General features: G+C 65.0%; 20 protein-coding genes, 1 tRNA gene and 1 pseudogene. 13 read left to right on the forward strand and 9 right to left on the reverse strand.

The window, feature by feature from the left end; genetic code table 11:
* The 4 genes from kdpB to ACGF7Y_RS30645 all read left to right on the forward strand — a co-directional run bounded on the left by kdpB (position 1) and on the right by ACGF7Y_RS30645 (position 5,488).
* Positions 1-2,157 (forward strand): potassium-transporting ATPase subunit KdpB, encoded by a 2,157-nt coding sequence (gene kdpB, locus ACGF7Y_RS30630; RefSeq protein WP_393239915.1) that lies wholly within the window; start codon positions 1-3, stop codon positions 2,155-2,157.
* Position 2,158: 1 nt separating this feature from the next.
* On the forward strand, positions 2,159-3,028 hold the full coding sequence (locus ACGF7Y_RS30635; protein WP_393239918.1) for a potassium-transporting ATPase subunit C: 870 nt from the start codon (positions 2,159-2,161) through the stop codon (positions 3,026-3,028).
* A gap of 361 nt (positions 3,029-3,389) precedes the next feature.
* The gene (locus ACGF7Y_RS30640) at positions 3,390-5,327 is read left to right on the forward strand and encodes a potassium transporter Kup (protein WP_393239921.1); all 1,938 of its coding nucleotides are present in this window, start codon (positions 3,390-3,392) and stop codon (positions 5,325-5,327) included.
* Entirely contained in the window at positions 5,324-5,488 is a 165-nt protein-coding gene (locus tag ACGF7Y_RS30645) for a hypothetical protein (protein WP_393239924.1), read from the forward strand. Before ACGF7Y_RS30640 ends, ACGF7Y_RS30645 begins: the two co-directional genes overlap by 4 nt.
* Positions 5,489-5,733: 245 nt before the next feature.
* Here the strand turns inward: ACGF7Y_RS30645 and ACGF7Y_RS30650 are convergent, their stop codons facing one another.
* Genes ACGF7Y_RS30650 through ACGF7Y_RS30660 form a run of 3 tightly spaced genes read right to left on the reverse strand, consistent with a single transcriptional unit; the run spans position 5,734 to position 6,726 of the window.
* On the reverse strand, positions 5,734-6,063 hold the full coding sequence (locus ACGF7Y_RS30650) for a DUF1048 domain-containing protein (RefSeq protein WP_393239927.1): 330 nt from the start codon (positions 6,061-6,063) through the stop codon (positions 5,734-5,736).
* Position 6,064: 1 nt separating this feature from the next.
* Entirely contained in the window at positions 6,065-6,421 is a 357-nt protein-coding gene (locus ACGF7Y_RS30655) for a DUF1048 domain-containing protein (protein WP_393239930.1), read from the reverse strand.
* Complete coding sequence (locus tag ACGF7Y_RS30660; RefSeq protein ID WP_393239932.1) at positions 6,418-6,726, reverse strand: PadR family transcriptional regulator; 309 nt, start codon at positions 6,724-6,726, stop codon at positions 6,418-6,420. The genes ACGF7Y_RS30655 and ACGF7Y_RS30660 overlap by 4 nt, the downstream gene beginning before the upstream one ends.
* A gap of 602 nt (positions 6,727-7,328) precedes the next feature.
* On the opposite strand from ACGF7Y_RS30660, the gene ACGF7Y_RS30665 reads away from it, so the two are divergent.
* Complete coding sequence (locus tag ACGF7Y_RS30665) at positions 7,329-7,820, forward strand: hypothetical protein (protein ID WP_393239935.1); 492 nt, start codon at positions 7,329-7,331, stop codon at positions 7,818-7,820.
* Positions 7,821-7,845: 25 nt separating this feature from the next.
* Here ACGF7Y_RS30665 and ACGF7Y_RS30670 read toward each other — a convergent pair.
* The 4 genes and pseudogenes from ACGF7Y_RS30670 to ACGF7Y_RS30685 all read right to left on the reverse strand — a co-directional run bounded on the left by ACGF7Y_RS30670 (position 7,846) and on the right by ACGF7Y_RS30685 (position 12,398).
* Positions 7,846-9,118, reverse strand: a pseudogene (locus tag ACGF7Y_RS30670) (IS256 family transposase).
* Between the two features lie 49 nt (positions 9,119-9,167).
* Positions 9,168-10,067 carry a GntR family transcriptional regulator gene (locus tag ACGF7Y_RS30675; protein ID WP_393239938.1) on the reverse strand — a complete coding sequence of 300 codons (900 nt, stop codon included), beginning with the start codon at positions 10,065-10,067 and terminating at the stop codon, positions 9,168-9,170.
* 19 nt (positions 10,068-10,086) lie between these two features.
* Complete coding sequence (locus ACGF7Y_RS30680) at positions 10,087-11,346, reverse strand: carotenoid oxygenase family protein (protein WP_393239941.1); 1,260 nt, start codon at positions 11,344-11,346, stop codon at positions 10,087-10,089.
* A 599-nt stretch (positions 11,347-11,945) separates the two neighbouring features.
* Positions 11,946-12,398, reverse strand: coding sequence for a hypothetical protein (locus ACGF7Y_RS30685; protein ID WP_393239944.1), 453 nt, complete (start codon positions 12,396-12,398; stop codon positions 11,946-11,948).
* A gap of 58 nt (positions 12,399-12,456) precedes the next feature.
* Here ACGF7Y_RS30685 and ACGF7Y_RS30690 point away from each other — a divergent pair, with 58 nt between their 5' ends.
* The gene (locus tag ACGF7Y_RS30690) at positions 12,457-12,699 is read left to right on the forward strand and encodes a hypothetical protein (protein ID WP_393239947.1); all 243 of its coding nucleotides are present in this window, start codon (positions 12,457-12,459) and stop codon (positions 12,697-12,699) included.
* 286 nt (positions 12,700-12,985) lie between these two features.
* The gene (locus ACGF7Y_RS30695) at positions 12,986-14,116 is read left to right on the forward strand and encodes an acyl-CoA dehydrogenase (protein WP_393239950.1); all 1,131 of its coding nucleotides are present in this window, start codon (positions 12,986-12,988) and stop codon (positions 14,114-14,116) included.
* Between the two features lie 196 nt (positions 14,117-14,312).
* On the opposite strand, the gene ACGF7Y_RS30700 is transcribed toward ACGF7Y_RS30695, so the two are convergent.
* Positions 14,313-14,789, reverse strand: coding sequence for a hypothetical protein (locus ACGF7Y_RS30700; RefSeq protein ID WP_393239953.1), 477 nt, complete (start codon positions 14,787-14,789; stop codon positions 14,313-14,315).
* 473 nt (positions 14,790-15,262) lie between these two features.
* On the opposite strand from ACGF7Y_RS30700, the gene ACGF7Y_RS30705 reads away from it, so the two are divergent.
* From ACGF7Y_RS30705 to ACGF7Y_RS30725, 5 genes are all read left to right on the forward strand, one after another.
* Positions 15,263-15,403 carry a hypothetical protein gene (locus tag ACGF7Y_RS30705; protein ID WP_393239956.1) on the forward strand — a complete coding sequence of 47 codons (141 nt, stop codon included), beginning with the start codon at positions 15,263-15,265 and terminating at the stop codon, positions 15,401-15,403.
* Between the two features lie 50 nt (positions 15,404-15,453).
* Positions 15,454-15,774 (forward strand): hypothetical protein, encoded by a 321-nt coding sequence (locus tag ACGF7Y_RS30710; RefSeq protein WP_393239959.1) that lies wholly within the window; start codon positions 15,454-15,456, stop codon positions 15,772-15,774.
* Between the two features lie 33 nt (positions 15,775-15,807).
* Positions 15,808-16,107, forward strand: coding sequence for a transposase (locus tag ACGF7Y_RS30715; RefSeq protein WP_393239961.1), 300 nt, complete (start codon positions 15,808-15,810; stop codon positions 16,105-16,107).
* A 202-nt stretch (positions 16,108-16,309) separates the two neighbouring features.
* The gene (locus ACGF7Y_RS30720) at positions 16,310-16,507 is read left to right on the forward strand and encodes an IS3 family transposase (RefSeq protein WP_393239964.1); all 198 of its coding nucleotides are present in this window, start codon (positions 16,310-16,312) and stop codon (positions 16,505-16,507) included.
* The gene (locus tag ACGF7Y_RS30725) at positions 16,461-17,294 is read left to right on the forward strand and encodes a tyrosine-type recombinase/integrase (protein WP_393239967.1); all 834 of its coding nucleotides are present in this window, start codon (positions 16,461-16,463) and stop codon (positions 17,292-17,294) included. Before ACGF7Y_RS30720 ends, ACGF7Y_RS30725 begins: the two co-directional genes overlap by 47 nt.
* Positions 17,295-17,336: 42 nt before the next feature.
* Here ACGF7Y_RS30725 and ACGF7Y_RS30730 read toward each other — a convergent pair.
* A tRNA-OTHER gene (locus ACGF7Y_RS30730) sits at positions 17,337-17,406 on the reverse strand.
* 894 nt (positions 17,407-18,300) lie between these two features.
* On the opposite strand from ACGF7Y_RS30730, the gene ACGF7Y_RS30735 reads away from it, so the two are divergent.
* Entirely contained in the window at positions 18,301-18,651 is a 351-nt protein-coding gene (locus tag ACGF7Y_RS30735; RefSeq protein ID WP_228820035.1) for a Zn-ribbon domain-containing OB-fold protein, read from the forward strand.
* The last annotated feature ends 21 nt before the right edge of the window (positions 18,652-18,672 follow it).

The raw sequence follows: 18,672 nt of genomic DNA on the forward strand, positions 1-18,672 counted from the left end.
ATGTCCAGTCCCGTCATTGATGAGAACGTCGCCGCGCAGACCGTGCTCGCGCGGCCGCGGCGGGGCACGAGCGTCCCGAGTGGAGTGCTCGACCCGAAGCTGCTGCTGACCTCGCTGCCGGACGCGGTGCGCAAGCTCGATCCACGCACGCTGTGGCGCAACCCGGTGATGCTGATCGTCGAACTGGGTGCGGTGTGGTCGACCATTCTCGCGCTGGTGGACCCGACCTTTTTCGCCTGGGCGATCGTCGTGTGGCTCTGGCTCACCGTGATCTTCGCGAACCTGGCCGAGGCCGTCGCCGAAGGCCGGGGAAAGGCGCAGGCGGATACGCTGCGCAAAGCCAAGACCGACACCATCGCGCGGCGGTTGGTCGAGTGGTCGCCGGGTGCGCGGTTGGTCGAGGAACGGGTCGCCGCGCCGGACCTGCGCCGCGGCGATCACGTCGTGGTCGAAGCCGGGCAGGTGATCCCCGGTGACGGCGACGTGGTGGAGGGCATCGCCTCGGTGGACGAGTCGGCGATCACGGGTGAATCCGCCCCGGTGATCCGCGAATCCGGCGGTGACCGTTCGGCGGTGACCGGGGGCACCACCGTGCTGTCGGATCGGATCGTCGTGCGGGTGACCCAGGAACCGGGCCAGAGTTTCATCGACAAGATGATCGCGCTGGTGGAAGGCGCGAGCAGGCAGAAGACGCCGAACGAGATCGCGCTGAACATCCTGCTCGCCGCACTGACGATCATCTTCGTCTTCGCGGTCGTCACCCTGCAGCCGATGGCGATCTTCAGCAAGGCGAACAACCCGGGGGTGCCGGACACCTCGGCGCTGGACGGGCACGGCGTGACCGGCATCGTGCTGGTCTCGTTGCTGGTGTGCCTGATTCCCACGACCATCGGCGCGCTGCTGTCGGCCATCGGCATCGCGGGCATGGATCGGTTGGTGCAGCGCAACGTGCTCGCCATGTCCGGGCGCGCCGTCGAGGCCGCCGGGGACGTGAACACCTTGCTGCTGGACAAGACCGGCACCATCACCCTCGGCAATCGTCAGGCCGCGGACTTCGTCCCGGTACCGGGCGTGAGTACGGACGAATTGGCCGACGCCGCACAGCTTTCCAGCTTGGCAGACGAGACCCCAGAGGGGCGCTCCATCGTGGTCTACGCCAAACAGGCGTACGGGCTGCGGGAGCGGACGCCGGGTGAACTGATCCACGCACACTGGGTCGAGTTCACCGCGCAGACACGGATGTCGGGCGTCGACATCGATGGCCGCCTGCTGCGCAAGGGGGCGGCGAGCGCGGTCACCGAATGGGTGCGAGCCCATGGCGGTTCGGTACCGAGCGAACTCGGCGCGACCGTGGACGGGATCTCCGCGGCGGGCGGCACTCCGTTGGTCGTCGGCCGGGTGGCCGACGGATCGGCGGACGTGCTCGGCGTGATCCACCTCAAGGACGTGGTCAAGCAGGGCATGCGGGAACGGTTCGACGCGATGCGCCGGATGGGCATCCGGACGGTGATGATCACCGGCGACAACCCGCTGACCGCCAAGGCCATCGCCGACGAAGCCGGGGTCGACGACTTCCTGGCGGAGGCGACCCCGGAGGACAAGCTCGCGCTGATCAAGCGGGAACAGGACGGCGGACGGCTGGTCGCGATGACCGGTGACGGTACCAACGACGCACCCGCCCTGGCGCAGGCCGACGTGGGCGTCGCGATGAACACCGGCACCTCGGCGGCCAAAGAGGCGGGCAACATGGTCGATCTGGACTCCGATCCGACCAAGCTGATCGAGATCGTGGAGATCGGCAAGCAGTTGCTCATCACCCGGGGCGCGCTGACCACGTTCTCCATCGCCAACGACATCGCCAAGTACTTCGCCATCATTCCGGCGCTGTTCGTGACGCTGTTCCCCGGTCTGGACCGGCTCAACGTCATGCGCCTGGCCAGCCCGCAGTCGGCGATCCTGTCGGCGGTGATCTTCAACGCCCTCGTCATCGTGGCGCTCATCCCGCTCGCGCTGCGCGGGGTGCGCTACCGGCCGTCCCACGCGTCGAAGTTGCTCAGCCGCAACCTGACCGTCTATGGGCTGGGCGGCGTCATCGCGCCGTTCCTCGGCATCAAACTCATCGACCTCGTTGTCCACTTCCTCCCCGGGATGTCCTGACATGCGCTTTTCAACCTGGATCCGACAGCATCTCGCCGCATTGCGCGCCTTGCTCGTGCTCACGGCGATCACCGGGATCGTCTATCCTCTCGCGGTTTTCGCGGTCGCCCAGTCGCCGGGGCTGCGGGAGAAGGCGGACGGATCACTGGTCGACGCCAACGGAACGACCGTGGGCTCCAGCCTCATCGGGCAATCGTTCGCCGACGCCGACGGCGCGGCCCTGGCGCGGTACTTCCAGAGCCGCCCGTCGGCCGCAGGCGACGGCTACGACCCGATGTCCACCGCGGCGAGCAATCTCGGACCGGAGGACATCGTCGACACCCCCGCCCGCGCGAGCCTGCTCACCACCGTGTGCGCCCGCAGCAAGGAGATCGGCGGCCGTGAGGGGGTCGACGGCAGCCGTCCCTACTGCACGAAAGATGGTGTGGGCGCGGTGCTCTCGATCATCGGCCCGCGTGGCCCCGACGGGGATGTGTCGCATCCCGTGCAGGTCGTCAGCGTCAACGAGGCGTGCGGAGCCCAGCCGTTCCTTGGCACGTATCGCGGGGTGCGAGTCGACTGCGCCGAACCCGGGCGGGACTACTCCGTGGGCCGCATCGTGCCGATTCGCGGCAACGCCCCCGATGCTCCGGCGGTGCCCCCGGATGCCGTCACCGCGAGCGGCAGTGGGCTGGACCCGAATATCTCTCCCGAGTACGCGGCCATTCAGGTGGCGCGGGTCGCGAAGGCGCGCGGCGTGACCGAGGAGCAGGTGCGCGCCTTGGTCACCAAGCACACTGCTGGTCGAACACTAGGATTCCTCGGGCAGCCGCAGGTCGATGTCCTCCGCTTGAACCTGGAGCTGGATCAGCGTCACCCCTACCAGGGTTGAGTCTTCGCGAAAGTACGAGATCGACCGCCTCCGGCCACCCTCGATACTCCGTGACAGGGTTCCAGTGGTAACCGCGCGAAAACAACGAAGTCCGGGTAGCAACTGGTCGGGGTGATTCCTGGTTCCGGCCGCGGCGCGAGGTGTTCGGTGCCCGGCTCGGCTACCGCCGAGATTGGTCGGTGTGCGGGAGGGCCGGGTTCGTGGCGACGAGGGTGTTCGCGAGCGAGGAGTCGGAGCGTCCGCGGAGGTCCCCGGAGATCAGCAGCGAGAAGTTGTGCCTCCGTCGCGCCGCGTCTTGTCGACTTCGATCGCGTCTACGGCGCGATATGGTGCGGGCCCAGGTTGAGAAGGAGCACGGCACATGGTTACCGAGACACAGGCCGGTTCGCCTGCGCACACAGCGGGTCGCGGCCCGGTACGTGCCGCGGTGGTGGTGGGCGCGTTGGGGGTGGTGTTCGGTGATATCGGCACCAGCCCGATCTACACCTTGCAGACGGTGTTCAACCCGGCGGATCCGCATCCGGTCCCGGTCAGTACCGCCAACGTGTACGGGGTGGTCTCGCTGATCTTCTGGTCGGTGATGATCATCGTCACCCTCACCTATATCTCGCTGGTGATGCGCGCCGACAACGACGGTGAAGGCGGGATCATGGCATTGATCACGCTGCTTCGGCGTCTCGGCGGAACACGTGGCCGCCGCGCAGCCGCTGTCCTGGCCGGCGTCGGAATCTTCGGTGCCGCTCTGTTCTTCGGCGACAGCATGATCACGCCCGCCATCTCGGTGCTGTCGGCGGTGGAGGGACTGAAGATCGTCGAACCCGACCTGGAGAACCTGATCATCCCGATCACGGTGGTCATCATCATCGCCCTGTTCGCTGTTCAGCGCCGCGGCACCGCCACCGTGGGGCGAGTGTTCGGGCCGGTGATGATCCTGTGGTTCCTGGTAATCGGCGCCCTCGGCATCGCGGAGATCGTCCGACATCCGGAAATCTTGAAGGCTCTGTCGCCGACATATGCGCTGAGTTTCGCCATCGGGCATTTCCACATCGCGTTCTTCGCCCTGGCCGCCATCGTCCTCGCGGTCACCGGCGCCGAGGCCTTGTATGCCGATATGGGCCACTTCGGCCGCAAGGCCATCACGTGGGGGTGGATGGGGCTGGTCCTGCCGGCCTGCACGTTGAGCTACTTCGGGCAGGGCGCACTGATATTGGGTGACCAGGCCACCGTCAGTAGCCCGTTCTTCCTGCTCGCTCCCGGCTGGGCGCGGCTACCGCTGGTGCTGCTGGCCACCGCCGCGACAGTGATCGCCTCCCAAGCGGTGATCACCGGCGCCTTCTCGGTGGCCTCCCAAGCCGTGCAGCTGGGGTACCTGCCGAGGCTGCGCATCGCGCACACCTCGGAATCGACCATCGGGCAGATCTACGTTCCCTGGATCAACTGGCTGCTCATGGTGTCGGTACTGACCCTGGTCTTCGCTTTCCAGTCCTCCGCCGCGCTGGCCTACGCCTTCGGTATGGCGGTGACCGCGACGATCACCATCACGACACTGCTGTTCTTCTATGTGGCCCACACCAAATGGCGCACCCCGCTGTGGCTGGTGCTGCTCGGCGCGATCCCCCTGCTGGCCATCGACGCACTGTTCCTGGCAGCGAACCTCACCAAGCTCGTCCACGGCGCCTGGTTACCGCTGCTGATCGGCGTCACCGCGTTCACCGTGATGATCACCTGGGCCCGCGGCCGTATCGTCGTCACCGCCGCACGAGAGAAGGCCGAAGGACCGCTACGCGAATTCATCGATCAACTCCGGCACCGGGAACCACCGCTGGCCCGAGTCCCGGGCACCGCGGTTTTCCTCAACCGCGGCAGCCGGACCACACCCCTGGCGATGCGCGCCAACGTGGAGCACAACGGCGTCCTACACGAACACGTCGTGATCCTGTCGTTGGAGACCCAGCCCGTCCCCCGCGTCGCCGAAGCCGACCGTGTCCGCATTGATGCGCTCGGTTACACCGAGGACGGCATCATCCATGTCACCGCCTATCACGGGTACATGGAGCCTCCCAACGTGCCGCGCATTTTGCGTCGGCTGGATCCGGCCCGCACCGAAGGCCCCATCTCGGTGGACGACGCTTCCTACTTCCTGTCCAAGATCGAACTGAAGAAAGGCGACGCGGCCACCATGGCGGCATGGCGCAAACGCCTGTTCATCGCCACCTCCTTCATCACCTCCGACGCCGCCGACTACTTCGGGTTACCCCGGGAGCGGACCGTGATCATGGGCTCCCAGGTCGAGGTATGACCAGTCGAAAGCCACGACTCGCCGCCGCCGGCAACCAGGATGCGACCGACGAACTCGTCCAACTCGCCTCTGAACGCAACGACATCGATAAATTGCGCGAGCTCGCCGCCAACGGCAACACCGACGCCGCCGACCTACTCGACGAACTGACCGAGGAATAGTCAGCAGCCGATCGTCTCCACCCGACACGCTCCGAGGTCCGGTCGGGTGGTGTTCGTTTCTGGCACAGTCCCTGACCGCGGCTAGAGATGTCGAGATTCGCAACGAAATCGCTTCGCCGCCGCGGGCAACGCGACGCCGCTTACCTTCTCGCGGAACTGTCAGCGGAGTAGTGACCCGCTCCCGGCAGTCGCCCGCCCCCCGAGCCGGTGCAGGGCTGGGGTCGCCGAGCAACCGGCTCCGGCGGTCATTCCCTTCTCTTGCCGAGGTCCGTGCTGATGGAATCCTGATAGATGTCGGCGTGGGTTTGTGAGTCTTTCACCAGGTCATCGCAGAAAGCTGCGACATCGTCACCGATGAGTTCCAGAACTCCTTTGCCGGTCGCGACCCCTTCCTCGAAGAAATCGAGCATGCTCGACAGCAGGCTGGTCCCACCGACCAGTTCGACCGGCCCGATCTTGAAGAAGTACTTCTGGCTCTCCTCGTAGACGATCTTGTAGTCGGGAGGCAGCGCCTTGACCCGCGCCACGTGCGCCCGCCATTCCCGCTTGCCTTCGATGATGTCGCGAATGCCCACGTCATACTCCTAGCCGGCCCAGTTTTCGTGCCACGTTCTTGTTCAACTGTTCGCGCCACTTGTCGCGAAAGCTCTTCGCTCCTTCTTCGCCGGCGATCGCCGCGCAGAAGCCTTTGATGTCGTCGCCCAGCGCCTCGTGGACACTCTGTCCCTCCGCTGCTGTTTCCTCGAGCAGGCCCAGGACGCCATCGAGGATCGGCATCAAGTTGCGACCCGTGATGTCGGAGTAGAGCGAAAGGTGGGTGCTGATCTCTGCCCACGCCGCTCGATACTCGGCCGGAAGAGTCTCGGCTCGAGCTTCGAAGGCTTTGTATTCCCTGGTCAGATCACTTCCCGTGATCGTCTCCCAGAAGTTCATCGTTCGGTTCCCTTGAGTTGATTGATGCGCGATGAGATGTACTCCCATTTCGACCAGAACGTCGCGAGCTCTGCACGCCCGGCGTCGTTGAGGGCGTAGAACTTGCGTGGCGGGCCGACTTCGGACGGTCGTTTCGACACGTCGACCAGCCCGTTCTTCTCCAATCGCACCAGGATCGCGTACACCGTTCCTTCGACGACGTCGGCGAAACCGAGTTCGTTCAGCCGGCGCGTGATGGCGTACCCGTATGTCTCCTCGGTGCCGATGATCTGGAGGACACAGCCTTCGAGCGTGCCTTTCAGCATCTCCGTCAAGTTGTCCGTGGCGACCTCCTTCGATCGTGACCACTATTCAGTGTCGCTGACTACCACTAGACTGTAACACAGAGTAGTGGCCGACGAATGGGCCTTGACCAATAGGTACTCAGTGTTACCGCGAGCAGTGGTCAGTGGCAGTGAGTAGCAGGTCCGAGAGGTGGTGAGCATGGAATCGACCACGAGGATGCCCGAAGGTAAGCCGCAAGGCATCGTCCTGACGATCGAGGGGGCAGCGGCGTGGGCCGGGGTTGCTGTAAGCCCCGTGCTTTACATCAATGGCCACGTCGCCACGCAGCGGAACTGGCGACGCGTGATCGCCGAGCTCGGGCAGGGCTGGCGCCACATCACCTACGACATGCGAGCCCGCGGCAAATCCGGCACGTCATCGGACTATTCGTTCGAGACCAACGTCGCCGAATCGACGCCGTGCTCGCAGCCAGAGGTGTGCAGCGGGCGCTGGTGGTGGGCTGGTCCTACGGGGCTTTCGTCGCGGCGCACTGGGCCAGCCGCAACCCCGATCGGACCGGGGGGCGGTCCTGGTCGAGGGCGCACAACCGCACGACTGGATCGACGAGATCGATATCGAGGCGATGCGCAAGTTGTGGCGGCGGTTGAGCTGGGTGATGCCGCTGCTACGCCCGATCGGCATGGCACCGCGGATGACCGCAGAACAGATGGCCCAGAGCAACATCGAGGTCGGCGGGATCGCCCGCGAACGTGTCTTGGGCCCGGTGATGGACAACATCACCGTCCCGACCCGGTATGTCAGCGCCTCCGGGTCCTCGCTCGGCAGCAAAGGCGATGAGCAGGAACGCATCCGCGCCAGCCTGCACAAGGTGGTCGAACGCAACCCGAACATCCAAATCCACGCGAAGGTCCCCAGCAACCACGGCAACATCCTGCGCAAAGACTTCCGCGCCATCGCCGAAGCTGTTCGCGCGGTCGCTGGGCCTGACCGCGAACATCCTGATGACAAGACCCACCCGCACTACCACCAGCCGAGAGGGTGTGGCCGAGGCACGGTCAAGATCGTGACCCGGACTCACCCTGTCGACGAACTTGTTGGCGGGAGTGTCGGGTAAACGGCGGATCTGACCCCGGTGTTGGTTAGTTTCCGGTCGGGGTGATCCGGCCTTCGAAGGTGATAGCGAACGCGTTGAGTGCGGGCTTCCACCTCATCGCCCATCGTGCCTTGCCGCGCCCGGTGGGGTCCAGCGAGCGGGTGACCAGATACAGGCACTTCAGCGCCGCCTGCTCGGTCGGGAAATGCCCGCGCGTCCGCACCGCCCTGCGATAGCGGGCGTTGAGGGACTCGATGGCATTGGTGGAGCAGATGACCCGCTTTATCTCGACGTCGTAGTCGAGGAAAGGCACGAACTCACTTCACGCGTTCTCCCACAATCTGACGATCGCGGGATACCGTGGCCCCCACTTCGTGGCGAACTCGCCGAACCGCTCTTTTGCCGCGGCTTCGGTCGGTGCGGTGTAGACCGGCTTGAGATCACGACTCATCTGGTCCCAATACTGCCGGGCGGCGTATCGGAAAGAGTTGCGCAGCAGATGGATCACACACGTTTGCACGATCGTCCGTTCCCAGACGGTGGTGATCGCCTCCGGCAAGCCTTTCAGCCCATCGCACACGGCAATGCACACATCGGCGACGCCACGGTTCTTGATCTCGGTCAGCACAGCCAGCAAAAACTTGGCGCCCTCGCCACCGTCGCCGGCCCACAACCCGAGGATGTCGCGCTCACCGGCCACAGTGACACCGATGACCACGTAGATCGGACGGTTGGCGACCTGGCCATCCCTGATCTTCACGTGAATCACATCGATGAACACGACCGGATACACGCGATCGAGAGGCCGGTTGCACCAGTCGGTCATCTCCGCGACCACCTTGTCGGTAATCGCGGAAACGGTGTCCTTGGACACCGAAGCAGCACCGTAGATCTCGGCGAAAATGCGCCGAGATCTCCCCGGTCGTCAACCCCTTCGCGGTCAGCGACAACACGATCTCATCGACCCCCGACAACCGCCGCTGACGTTTCCTGACGATCTTCGGTTCGAACGTCGAGCTGGTGTCACGCGGCACGTCGATCTCGACCGGACCGATCTCGGTGACCACCGCTTTCGAGCGAGTTCCGTTGCGAGAGTTGCCCGTTCCACGCCCGGTCGGGTCGTGCTTCTCATAGCCGACATGCTCGGTCATCTCCGCTTCCAACGCGGTCTCGAGCACGGTCTTGGTCAGCTGGTTGAGCAGCCCACCCGGCCCGACCAGGTCGATCCCCTGTTCCTTGGCCTGCTTCAGCAGCTGCTCGGCTAACTTCTTGGTATCCGCCGCGTCCTTCTTCGCCACGGCGTCGAGTGTCTCCGACACTGCTCGATCCTTCCCGCCGAACCGTCAGGTCCGGCCAGTCAGACCAAGGTCAAATCCGCCGTTGTTCCGACAGTCCCGTCCCCTGCGGTGTCATCACGATGGTCAGGCCGTCGAGCAGCCGTTCCAATCCGAATGCGAACAGTGATTCCAGGTCCACTTCGGTGTTCGGCTCGGTGAGCTTGGTGATCAGCGGTCGGTCGACGGCGAGCCGGGCAGCGCCCCATTGTTTGCTCGTCATTCCGGTGTCCAGTTCGGCGCGGGCTTCGCTTTCGATGTTCATCGCTGTGCCCCGCACGTAGTTGACCAGGGTGGCGTAGACGTGGAGCCGGGTGGAGGAATCCAGTTCCAAGCCGTCGAAGGCGCGTAGCGTCCACAATCCGTAGGCGATCATTGCCGGCAGGGTGGCCGGGCGGGTGATGGACACCAGCGGCGGTACCCATGGATGACGCTGGTAGACACCCCATTGCAGTTGTGCGGCCACTCGCAGATGTGAGCGCCACGCCGGGGCCGGTTCGGGGTAGTCGATCTCGGCGAACGCGGCATCGGCGAGCAGTTGGGTGAGTTCGGCGTCGGCGTCGAGGTGGCGGCGAAGGGTCAGCGTCGCGACGCCGAGTTCGACGGCTACTGCCCGCAGGGACAGTGCTGCCAAACCGCGGCTGTCGGCGATCTGCATCGCCGCCTGCACGATCTGCTCGCGTTCGAGCCCTGCGGAGTTTCGCGAGGGCAACCGACGCGCAGCGACCACGGCACCGACCCGGGAGGTTGATTCGATGGTGCCCGAGTGTTTGAGGGCGGCCAAGGCTTTGGTGGCTGTGGCGATGGCGACGCCCCATTCGCCCGCGATGGCCCTGGTGGTGGGAACCGGATCGCCCGGCCGCAGCTCTCCTGCGGCAATGCGCCGCTCGATCTCGGCGACGATTCGAAGGTAGGGCGGTCGGGGATCGGTCACACCATCATGCTGGCATGAGTCAGTGGTCGGGCAGCCAGTTGCCGTGCAGGCCCAGCGGTACGCGGGCGGGCAGATGGATACGCGCGACGGGTTCACCGGTGAAGTCCTGGGCGGCCAGCACGACCAGATCGGCGGCGTTGCGGTGCGGATCGTGTATGTAGGCGAGTAGGTATCCCTGGTCTTCCCCCGGCCCGGCGGCCACGAACACGGCCTCGCCCACAGTTTCCTCTGCCCCGAACGCGTGCACATCTACGGTGCCCCGCTGAAAATCGTGTTTGACCAGTACGTTGGTGAAGGCCTCGTGCGGGGCCGCGCCCTCGGATACGAACGGTATCCCGTACAGGGCTGTCGCGGCGGAATAGCCGTAGCGGTGAGGGCGTGCGGCGTAGGCGTCGTTGATGCGGGGAAAGTCCTGTGGCCGGTCGTCGATGCGTTGCTGCTGGACCGTGTCGGTGGTGATGGTCCAACGATCCAGGACCGGCCGGATCGCGCCGGGATCGGCGGGATCGAACGGGCCCTGCGCGGTGACCAGGTCCACGACGACCGAATCACCGTCGTCGTAGGCGTTGAGCGTATGACTGACGTGCACAGGGTCGATATCGTGCCAGCGCACCTCACCACCCGTCCGCGGCATCACGCCCACACGTGTGGGGTGCTCCGGCAGCCATCGGCAGTCGAATCCGTCGAAACCCAGCGGAGTATCCCAGAGCACCACGTGGTTGCCGGTGAGCGCGAAGTCGTGCAGAAACGGGGTCCGTGGCATCTCGATCGGTACGACGCGAACCACCGCCCCAGCGGCATCGGTCACGATGTACTGCACGAACTCACGGCCGGGCATATAGGACAGGGAATGCAACTCCCCAGTGCGTGGGTCGTGTTTGGAGTGGGCCCCTGCGGTGAACCCCTCCGCCGTCGCTCCCAACTGGGAAAATCCCACGGTGTTCAGCTCGTCGTCCAGCAGCGCCGGCGGCAATCCACCCTCCGCCATGGCCAATGTCTGCCCCGCATGTTCGATCACATGCACCATGGGCGCGAATCCCGGGACACGCACGAAACGGTTGCGGTACCACTCGGCCCGCCCGTCACGCAGCCGTACCCCGTGCACCATGCCCTGACCCATTCCCCACACATGCGTGCCCGGGTCCTCAACGGCCGCCGGATTGGGACCGTTACGCACATACCGCCCATCGAGTTCGGCCGGGATACGCCCGGTCACCGGCAGGTCGTAGGCCGTGACCTCCACCTCTACCGGCGCGAAATGACTTTCCAGATACCTCATGAGAACACGGTAGGCACCGGCCCGCCAAAGGCGCTTCCGCACACCACAACCACCGCGCTGTGCACTAGTACAGGCCACCGCGTGGCGGCCGATTACACGAACCCAGCCAACAGCCGCACTGCAAACCTGTCCATAAAAGGACAGAAAAAGAACAACCACATGCCGATCAATATCGTTGACCAGCTATATTCCTTACAGTCTATGTCCAAAAATGCATGGCATTACCGCGCGTTCCAGAAGACCGACCGCGGCTGCTCCGGGTTGTCGAGGCCCGGCGGTCGAACGCTGTCGAAGTACGCCCCGTCCATCAACTCTTGCCAGCGCCGGCACTGGCTCAGCAGACCCTCGGCAGTCCACCCGGGACGGATCGGTGCAGTCGACGAACAGGCAGCGTTCACAGCGCTGGCTCTTGGCAACGAATCTCGATCGCGTATGCCTCTTGTTCGAGGTGTGCACTTGCGCGGGCCGGTATCAGGTGGGTCTGTCGCGCCAGTAACCATCGAATGGGGACGAATTGGGGATCAGCCGGATCCCGGCGCCACGGACGGGTTTGGGGCCCAAACATTCCTGCGTGACGCGACGGCGGCGTTGTGATCGGCTCATCGGGCGGTTCGGGCACGGACGAAGGGGAACTGTACTGGGGTCGGGTTGCCGGGCCGATGGGCTTCGATGAGGTCGAGGTGTTTGGTGAGGCCGGACAGGCTGGTGATCCGGGCTTGGCTGGAGGGAGTACCGGCGAGCAGGATTTCGATTCGGCAGTCGCTGATGACGTTGGTCGGTGTGGAGCGGTCGAGGGTGACCACAATGGTGGTGATCGGTTGCAGGCCTTGGATCAATTGGTCATCGCTGATGTCGGAGGGCTCGTAGTTGAAGGTGAGAACTTCCGGGCCGGAGCATTCACCGATGAAGCTCCAACCGCGGACACGCAGCATGATGGCCAGCCCGCCGAAGACACGCATGTCTTCTTCGGCCAGCGGGTGCCCGCAAGTGGTGCCCAAAGCCTGCAGGACGCTGACCGGCGGGTAACGGCCATGCCAGATCTGCGACTGCATCACGGTGAGACCAGCTGCCCGTGGTGTCGCACGGTGGCGGTTTGCGTGTGCTGTGGCCATGGCCAGTGATGTTCGCAGCTCGGTTGCCGATCATCGTGCTGACACGCGCAGCCAGTGTCGTACCGGCCTTGCTGGTGTGGTGGTCAGTGCTGTTGGTGCCACATCCAGGGTGTATCTGGAGTTTGCCGAACTGGACGCTTGTGAGATTGAAAGTGGTCCGAACTGTGGATTGGATCGGCAAATGCCTCTGGCCCCACAGCGGTTCGAGGGTGTGAGCATTATCGTTCGCCTCTTCCAGTGACTTCTCGCCCAGCGGTCAGGCGATCACCCAGCCCACGCCACGCCGAATCCGTTGACGGTCGCCGAGTTCTGCCGAGTCGTCGCGGCATAATCTCTCGACACGTTGTGGGAGAAAAACCGACCGACCGACTGTTCCCCAGGGTGGCTGATGTCGCGGTTTGCAGCCCTTTGATACACGTTTCGACAACCGAGAGACCGGACAGCTTGCTGTCGACCGAGGCATGACTGTCGGATCCACCCAATGATGACTCGAACCGCGCCGATCGCTGATTCGGAGAGGAGTGATTTTGGGTTTCACCGAAGTCGACAGCGAGGACGCTGTCGCCGAAGCCGTTGTGAGCGTGCTCGAACGCGACAATGTGCGTGATTCCACGCTGTGGCCGAAACTCGCCGAGTCCGGCCTACTCTCGGTAGCGCTGCTCGAGCGCTGCGGCGAGGACACGGGCCTGCTCGAGGTGTCGGCCATGCTCACCGAGCTCGGCACCGACGCTGTGCAAGTACCGGCCTTGGCAACGCTCGGATTCGGAGTGCTACCACTGGCGCAAACAGCTCCCAAAAGCTTGACGCAGAGAATATTCCGTGCTGTAGCGCAGGGCGCGATACTCACCGCCGCGCTCAATGAACCCGGTTCACCGTTCGTGGCGACCCCGAAGACAGCAGCGGTCCTCGGGGGTGGGTCGGTGCGCATCACCGGTCACAAGGTGTGTGTGCCGTATGCCGAGTCGGCACGCTGGATTCTGGTGCCCACGGATCGCGGTGTCGCCGTCGTGGAATCCTGCACACCTGGTGTCAGGTGTGTCCGAAGCCCGGGTGTGAGTAGTGCACCGGAGTATTCGGTGTACTTCGAGCAGGCCGAGATCCCCGCAGAACAATTGTTGATCGACGGCGCCGCGCCACTGCAGCGGCTGGCGGTGGCAACCATCGGGTCCGTCGCCGACGGGCTGCTGAAAGGACTGCTGAGGGTGCTCACCGAACACATCCGCATCCACCGTCAGTTCGGGCTGGCACCCGCCGCATTCAACGCGGCGAGACGAGAGTTCGAAGAGGTCCATGACGTGTCGCGGCTGCTGCAGACAGCATTGCGCTCGGCGATCCAGTTGCTGTTACAGCGAGACGACCACCCCCAGTACGACGAACGCGTCCGCGACGAACTCGGCACGCTCGCTCACTGGATCACTGCCCAGTTACCCGCAGCGATGAGCAAATGTCATCGCCTGCACGGCGGCCCAACTACCGCAGAGCCGTTCCACCGCTACTACGCACAAGCCCAAGACCTGGTGCGCTGGCTCGGCGATCAGTCGATCCCGATGTTCTCTCCCCCGGGAGAAGGTCCAGCACTCCCAAGCTTGAGGCCGGCCGCAGATACGGAAACGGGAGACCTCATGGCCGGCGTAGCGGTGGCGGGAAGGCGGACCTGACCGATGCCGAGCGGGTATGGCCGGCGCGTTGCTACTGCCTCGCGGTAGAAACGGCGCGCCGCCCACCACTGCGGACGAACGGCAGCTCATCGACGGGATCCGGTGGCGGACTCCGGGTTGGTTGCCGTGGCGCGATAATACCATCGCGGTACGCCAACGGGGGGCGGCGATGTACGAGCTTTCCGGCGCTGGCGCATCAGGAGGATGTTTCGGACAGTCCCCACGCGCCGAGCGGGTCGCGGGAGTACCAGTGCCCGGTCCATTCCCGACCGGACTCCAGGGCGGCATAGAACTCCGCGTCATCCGGCAACTCGGGGGTGTGAGCGTGCACGATTCCGGGCTGAGCGCGGTAGAAGCGGCGGGCGCGTTCCACCGAGCGGGCGGCGTATTCGGCGCGGTAGGCACGCTGGATGATCAACCATTCCTCGGTCATGCGCGCGCCCGCGCTGCCTCCGTAGTCGAGAGGGTAGTGCATCTGGTACTCCAGCCGCGCCCACTGCTCGCCGGCGCGGTCGTGCAACCACGCGATCCACGCGGGCAGTTCTGGCTGCGCGGCAAGCGCACGGGCAACGAATGCGCTTCCTGCGGTGGGGCTTTCCGGATCGCATCGCACCGCGGAGGCAGCGGAGTCGATGCGGTTGCATTCCAGGTCCTTCCGATGCCTACCTCCCATAGCAGCCAACTATAGATCTTGAATCGGGTCGCTGGTGCCGGTTCCTTGCTCGGCGAGGGAGGTACCGAGCGAGGCCTTACGGTGCGTAGCTGTTGTCAACGCCAGCCGAAATCAGCCGGGCGCGACATCTGTCCTCTGCGCTGTCACGAATCACCGAAGTGCTTGTGACAGCAGGCATGTTAGATCTCGCGCATCCGGTGTGCCTGGAAGCGGGGGTTCACGCGTGTCGCGAGAGTTGTCGTGGCGTTGGGCCTGGCAGTAGCTGGCACCTGCAGCCGCTCGCCAGACCCAACATTCCCAGTCTGGGCAAAGCCATGGGCAGGCGGCCGGGATTTGCGTGGGTTTGCGCCATTGTGGGGTTTCGACCGCATGATCCGGCTGGTTTCGGTTTCGGCGCCCGCACCGAGACATCGATCCTCACCGGATAGCCTGGTTATTCGCAGGGTTCGACGTTCACGACGTACTCGAGGTCTTTGATCTGGTCGGCTACCCCTGCCGGGGGCACAGAGGACGACGCGGTCGGTGCCGCTCGTGCGACCAGGCCCGGCTGGGCCCGCGCCACCGGCGGTTCCGGTCTCGGGCTGGCGATCGTCACCGAGATCGTGCTGCCGTGACCGAACCCGGAGCGCTGACGATGAGTCCCATCTCGAGGATATCGCCCACGATGCTGATCGTCTTCCCGGCTGCGGTCAGGCCGGTGCTGCGATGGGCGATCGTCCAACGCAGCCATTGCGTGAAACTTCAGCAGCTGGAAGACCGAGAAGACGGTTTCTGCCGGGATGCCATCCGGGGCATCCTCGGCGAGCAAACCGGCAGCGCCCTCACCTCCACCACCTCGCGGGCCGCGGGGCGACGTGCGCGACTCGGCAAGATCGATCGAACGCCCTGCCTTCGAACTGCACTGCCCGCACATGCCCACGCGCATGCGCACCGAAGCCGACGCAGGCCCAACCTGAGGTTCCACCGCTTCCTTGGAGGGCTCTGAGCATGGTCCGATAGGACCGGGAAGGAGCCCCGCGTGGCAGCACCGAAGAAATACCCGGACGACCTGAAGGCACGAGCGGTCCGGCTGTATCTGGAGTCGGACCCGAAACCGACGATCCGCAAGCTCGCCCAGCAGCTGGGTGTCCATCACGAGGCGCTTCGGAACTGGATCCGCCAGGCCGGTACCGGTCAGCGACCGCAGCCAGCGGCGACGGATTTGGCCGAGGAGAACAAGCGGCTGCGTAAACAGGTCGCCGAGCTGGAGCGGGTCAACGACATTCTGCGTTCTGCGAGTGCGTATTTCGCTTCGGAGCTCGGCCAGACCCGGAGGTGATCGTGCGGTTCGTCAAGAACAGCGGGCACCCGGTCGAGCTCGTATTGCGGGTACTCGGGATCGCCTCGTCGACCTATTACTGGTGGTGCAAACGCCTGGAACAGCCCTCGGCGCAGCAGGTCTCCGACGAAGCATTGCTTGCCGAGATCGTCGATATCCATACCAGCTCCGGCGGCACTTACGGGTCTCCTCGGTGCATGCGATGCTGGCGCGGCGCGGCATCTCGGTCGGCCGCAAACGGGTGGAGCGGGTGATGCGTGGCGCCGGGTTGCAGGGCGCGTTCCTGCGGAAACGGTGGCGCACCGCCTCGACCCACGGTCGGGCACCTGCCCGTCACGATGATCACGGCTGGTGTGGCCGATCGTGCGGTGGGCGCCTGGATCGCCGACGGGTGCAGTAAGTCGACGGTGAAGAACACCTTGGCGGTGTGGGGCCGCGTGATGGATCAGGCGGTGCGTGATGAGCTGATCGACCGGAATCCGGTACAGGTTTCCGGCTGGCAACGGCAGTTCGCGCAGGTCGAGGACGAGTTGGAAGACCCGCGTGCACTCGCCCTGCCCGATTGGCAGACGCTCACCGCGTTGGCGGATGCGCTCGTCGCTGCGTCGGCGGACAACTACCGCGGTTGGGGTGAGGTGGTGATCTTCGCAGCCTGCACCGCCACCCGCATCGGCGAGGTCTCCGGCTGCCGGGTCACCGATATCGACGTGGATGACTGGGTGTGGACGCTGCGACGGCAAACCACTCCTGGACCGGGCGGGATGCAGGACAAGGGCACGAAAGGGAAACGGGCACGCAAGATTCCGATCATCGCGGAACTCCGCCCGCTCGTGTCGCGCCGGATCGCCGCGATAGGGGACAAGCCGGAGGCGCGGTTGTTCGTCGGCCCCCGCGGCGGACGCATCTCGACCGGCGTCCTGCGGCGGGCCACGCACTGGGACGACGTGGTCGCCGCACTGGGCTACGAGCATCTGCGGCGGCACGGGCTCCGGCACACCGGCCTGACGTGGTCCGCCGACGCCGGCGTGCCGGTGCATCGGCTCCAGAAGATCGCCGGACACCGCGATCCCCGGATCACCGAGCGCTACCTACACCCGGACATCAAGTCCTTGCAGGATGACGGCAACCTGCTCTCGCAGCATCTACGGTCCCCACGTGGTCCCCAACTCCGCGTGGTCGGCGAATGAAGAAAGCCCCTCCGACGCTGGTCAGAGGGGCTTTCTCGTCTGTCGGGCTGACAGGATTTGAACCTGCGACCACTTGACCTGGGTTCAAGTTTCCTGGACCGATCCGAACCCATCTCATCGTGCCTGTTCAGAAGGCAATTCCGGCGAAACTCGGTGCTGGAGAAGCCCCATCGTATCCGGACATTTCCCGCCGAAAGTGTGAGATTTTGGTGAGATGGGTCAAGTCGGTCGCATGCGTCGCCGTTTTGGGCCCCGGGCATGGACAGAGGGTGCGGGTTCCAGCTGGCTTTGGGTGGCCCACCTGCGGTATCTGGCCGCGGTCGGCTGCGTACGCCCGATCGTGAGTTACGCGCGTCCTTCGGCGTGTCGGTGAGTGGACACACCGAAACATTCTCAGGGCGGCTATTTCATAGCAAACTTCGGTCTGCGGCGTATAGGCGGGATTTCCGTCCCTCACCGAGCGTGCGCCTCAAGCGAGGTGTCGCTCGGCTTGCTTCCTCGAACACGTCACGGGGTGACCGGCCACGCCCGGGGCTTCATGCCAACGGCTGAGTCACCCTCGAACCGGGAACGTGTTACCGGCTTGAAGTGCCCGCAACATGTTCGTTGCCTTGGAAGCCTCGGATGTCGGAGGTGCGGCGCTTGCCGATCCATCGGCGGGTACCTGCAGGTTGCGCGAGCACTGAGGTCGTGGTGGTGGACTCGGGTGCGAAACAGCGCGCGCGGTTGGCAGGGACGCCGGGGGCTGGTGTGGCGGCGTGATTGCAGTGGGTGGCCCGGTCGGACCCTCTGATCGGGCGAGTAGTTCTCCGACTGCGCCGGTCGCCTGAGGTAAAAACAGGTATACCGCGGGTCATTCGGCCGTCGCCCACCGCGTCTTTCCAGAACAGGCTGGAGCGGAACCGGTCAGCATCCTCTCGTGGAGGCCCGTATGCACCCGCCAGACCTGAAGCACCCTGCGAATTCCCTCGGCGACGACAGGCAGCCGTGCGCGGATGACATGTTGATGATTCACCGCTGCGTGCGGTGTGCCAAGCTGCTCGCGCCGATCACGTCCGGGTGTTCGTCCTGCGGATCCGACGAGCTCGAGCGTGTGCCGTCGTCTGGTGCGGGTTCGGTCGTGTCGTGGCGGGTGGTGGATCGGGCCCCGACCGACCGGCGAGGCGGGTTGGTGCCGCTGACGATCGCGATCGTGGCGTTGGACGAAGGTCCGTGGGTCTGCACCTCCCTGGAAGGGGAGATCCCCCGATCGCCGAACGGGGCGGTGCGCGTCCGGTTCCAGCCCCATCCGTGGGAGGACCGGTTCCCTGTCTTCGCGGTCAGTGCAGATCCGCGGGCTCGACATATCGGTCCATGACCACCGGGAGGGTCAACTTCT

The sequence above is a fragment of the Nocardia sp. NPDC047654 genome (assembly GCF_043205035.1).
In the GTDB taxonomy this organism is placed as follows: domain Bacteria; phylum Actinomycetota; class Actinomycetes; order Mycobacteriales; family Mycobacteriaceae; genus Nocardia.

What these genes read in the sequence shown, in the direction of transcription:
- ACGF7Y_RS30735 (WP_228820035.1), top strand. Translation starts at nt 18,301, where the DNA reads ATGATTCACCGCTGCGTGCGGTGTGCCAAGCTGCTCGCGCCGATCACG.
- ACGF7Y_RS30665 (WP_393239935.1), top strand. Translation starts at nt 7,329, where the DNA reads ATGCGCAAGTTGTGGCGGCGGTTGAGCTGGGTGATGCCGCTGCTACGC.
- ACGF7Y_RS30710 (WP_393239959.1), top strand. Translation starts at nt 15,454, where the DNA reads ATGCTGATCGTCTTCCCGGCTGCGGTCAGGCCGGTGCTGCGATGGGCG.
- ACGF7Y_RS30645 (WP_393239924.1), top strand. Translation starts at nt 5,324, where the DNA reads ATGACCAGTCGAAAGCCACGACTCGCCGCCGCCGGCAACCAGGATGCG.
- ACGF7Y_RS30660 (WP_393239932.1), bottom strand. Translation starts at nt 6,726, where the DNA reads ATGCTGAAAGGCACGCTCGAAGGCTGTGTCCTCCAGATCATCGGCACC.
- ACGF7Y_RS30635 (WP_393239918.1), top strand. Translation starts at nt 2,159, where the DNA reads ATGCGCTTTTCAACCTGGATCCGACAGCATCTCGCCGCATTGCGCGCC.
- ACGF7Y_RS30685 (WP_393239944.1), bottom strand. Translation starts at nt 12,398, where the DNA reads ATGCAGTCGCAGATCTGGCATGGCCGTTACCCGCCGGTCAGCGTCCTG.
- kdpB (WP_393239915.1), top strand. Translation starts at nt 1, where the DNA reads ATGTCCAGTCCCGTCATTGATGAGAACGTCGCCGCGCAGACCGTGCTC.
- ACGF7Y_RS30700 (WP_393239953.1), bottom strand. Translation starts at nt 14,789, where the DNA reads ATGGGAGGTAGGCATCGGAAGGACCTGGAATGCAACCGCATCGACTCC.
- ACGF7Y_RS30690 (WP_393239947.1), top strand. Translation starts at nt 12,457, where the DNA reads ATGGCCAGTGATGTTCGCAGCTCGGTTGCCGATCATCGTGCTGACACG.
- ACGF7Y_RS30655 (WP_393239930.1), bottom strand. Translation starts at nt 6,421, where the DNA reads ATGAACTTCTGGGAGACGATCACGGGAAGTGATCTGACCAGGGAATAC.
- ACGF7Y_RS30640 (WP_393239921.1), top strand. Translation starts at nt 3,390, where the DNA reads ATGGTTACCGAGACACAGGCCGGTTCGCCTGCGCACACAGCGGGTCGC.
- ACGF7Y_RS30680 (WP_393239941.1), bottom strand. Translation starts at nt 11,346, where the DNA reads ATGAGGTATCTGGAAAGTCATTTCGCGCCGGTAGAGGTGGAGGTCACG.
- ACGF7Y_RS30720 (WP_393239964.1), top strand. Translation starts at nt 16,310, where the DNA reads ATGCTGGCGCGGCGCGGCATCTCGGTCGGCCGCAAACGGGTGGAGCGG.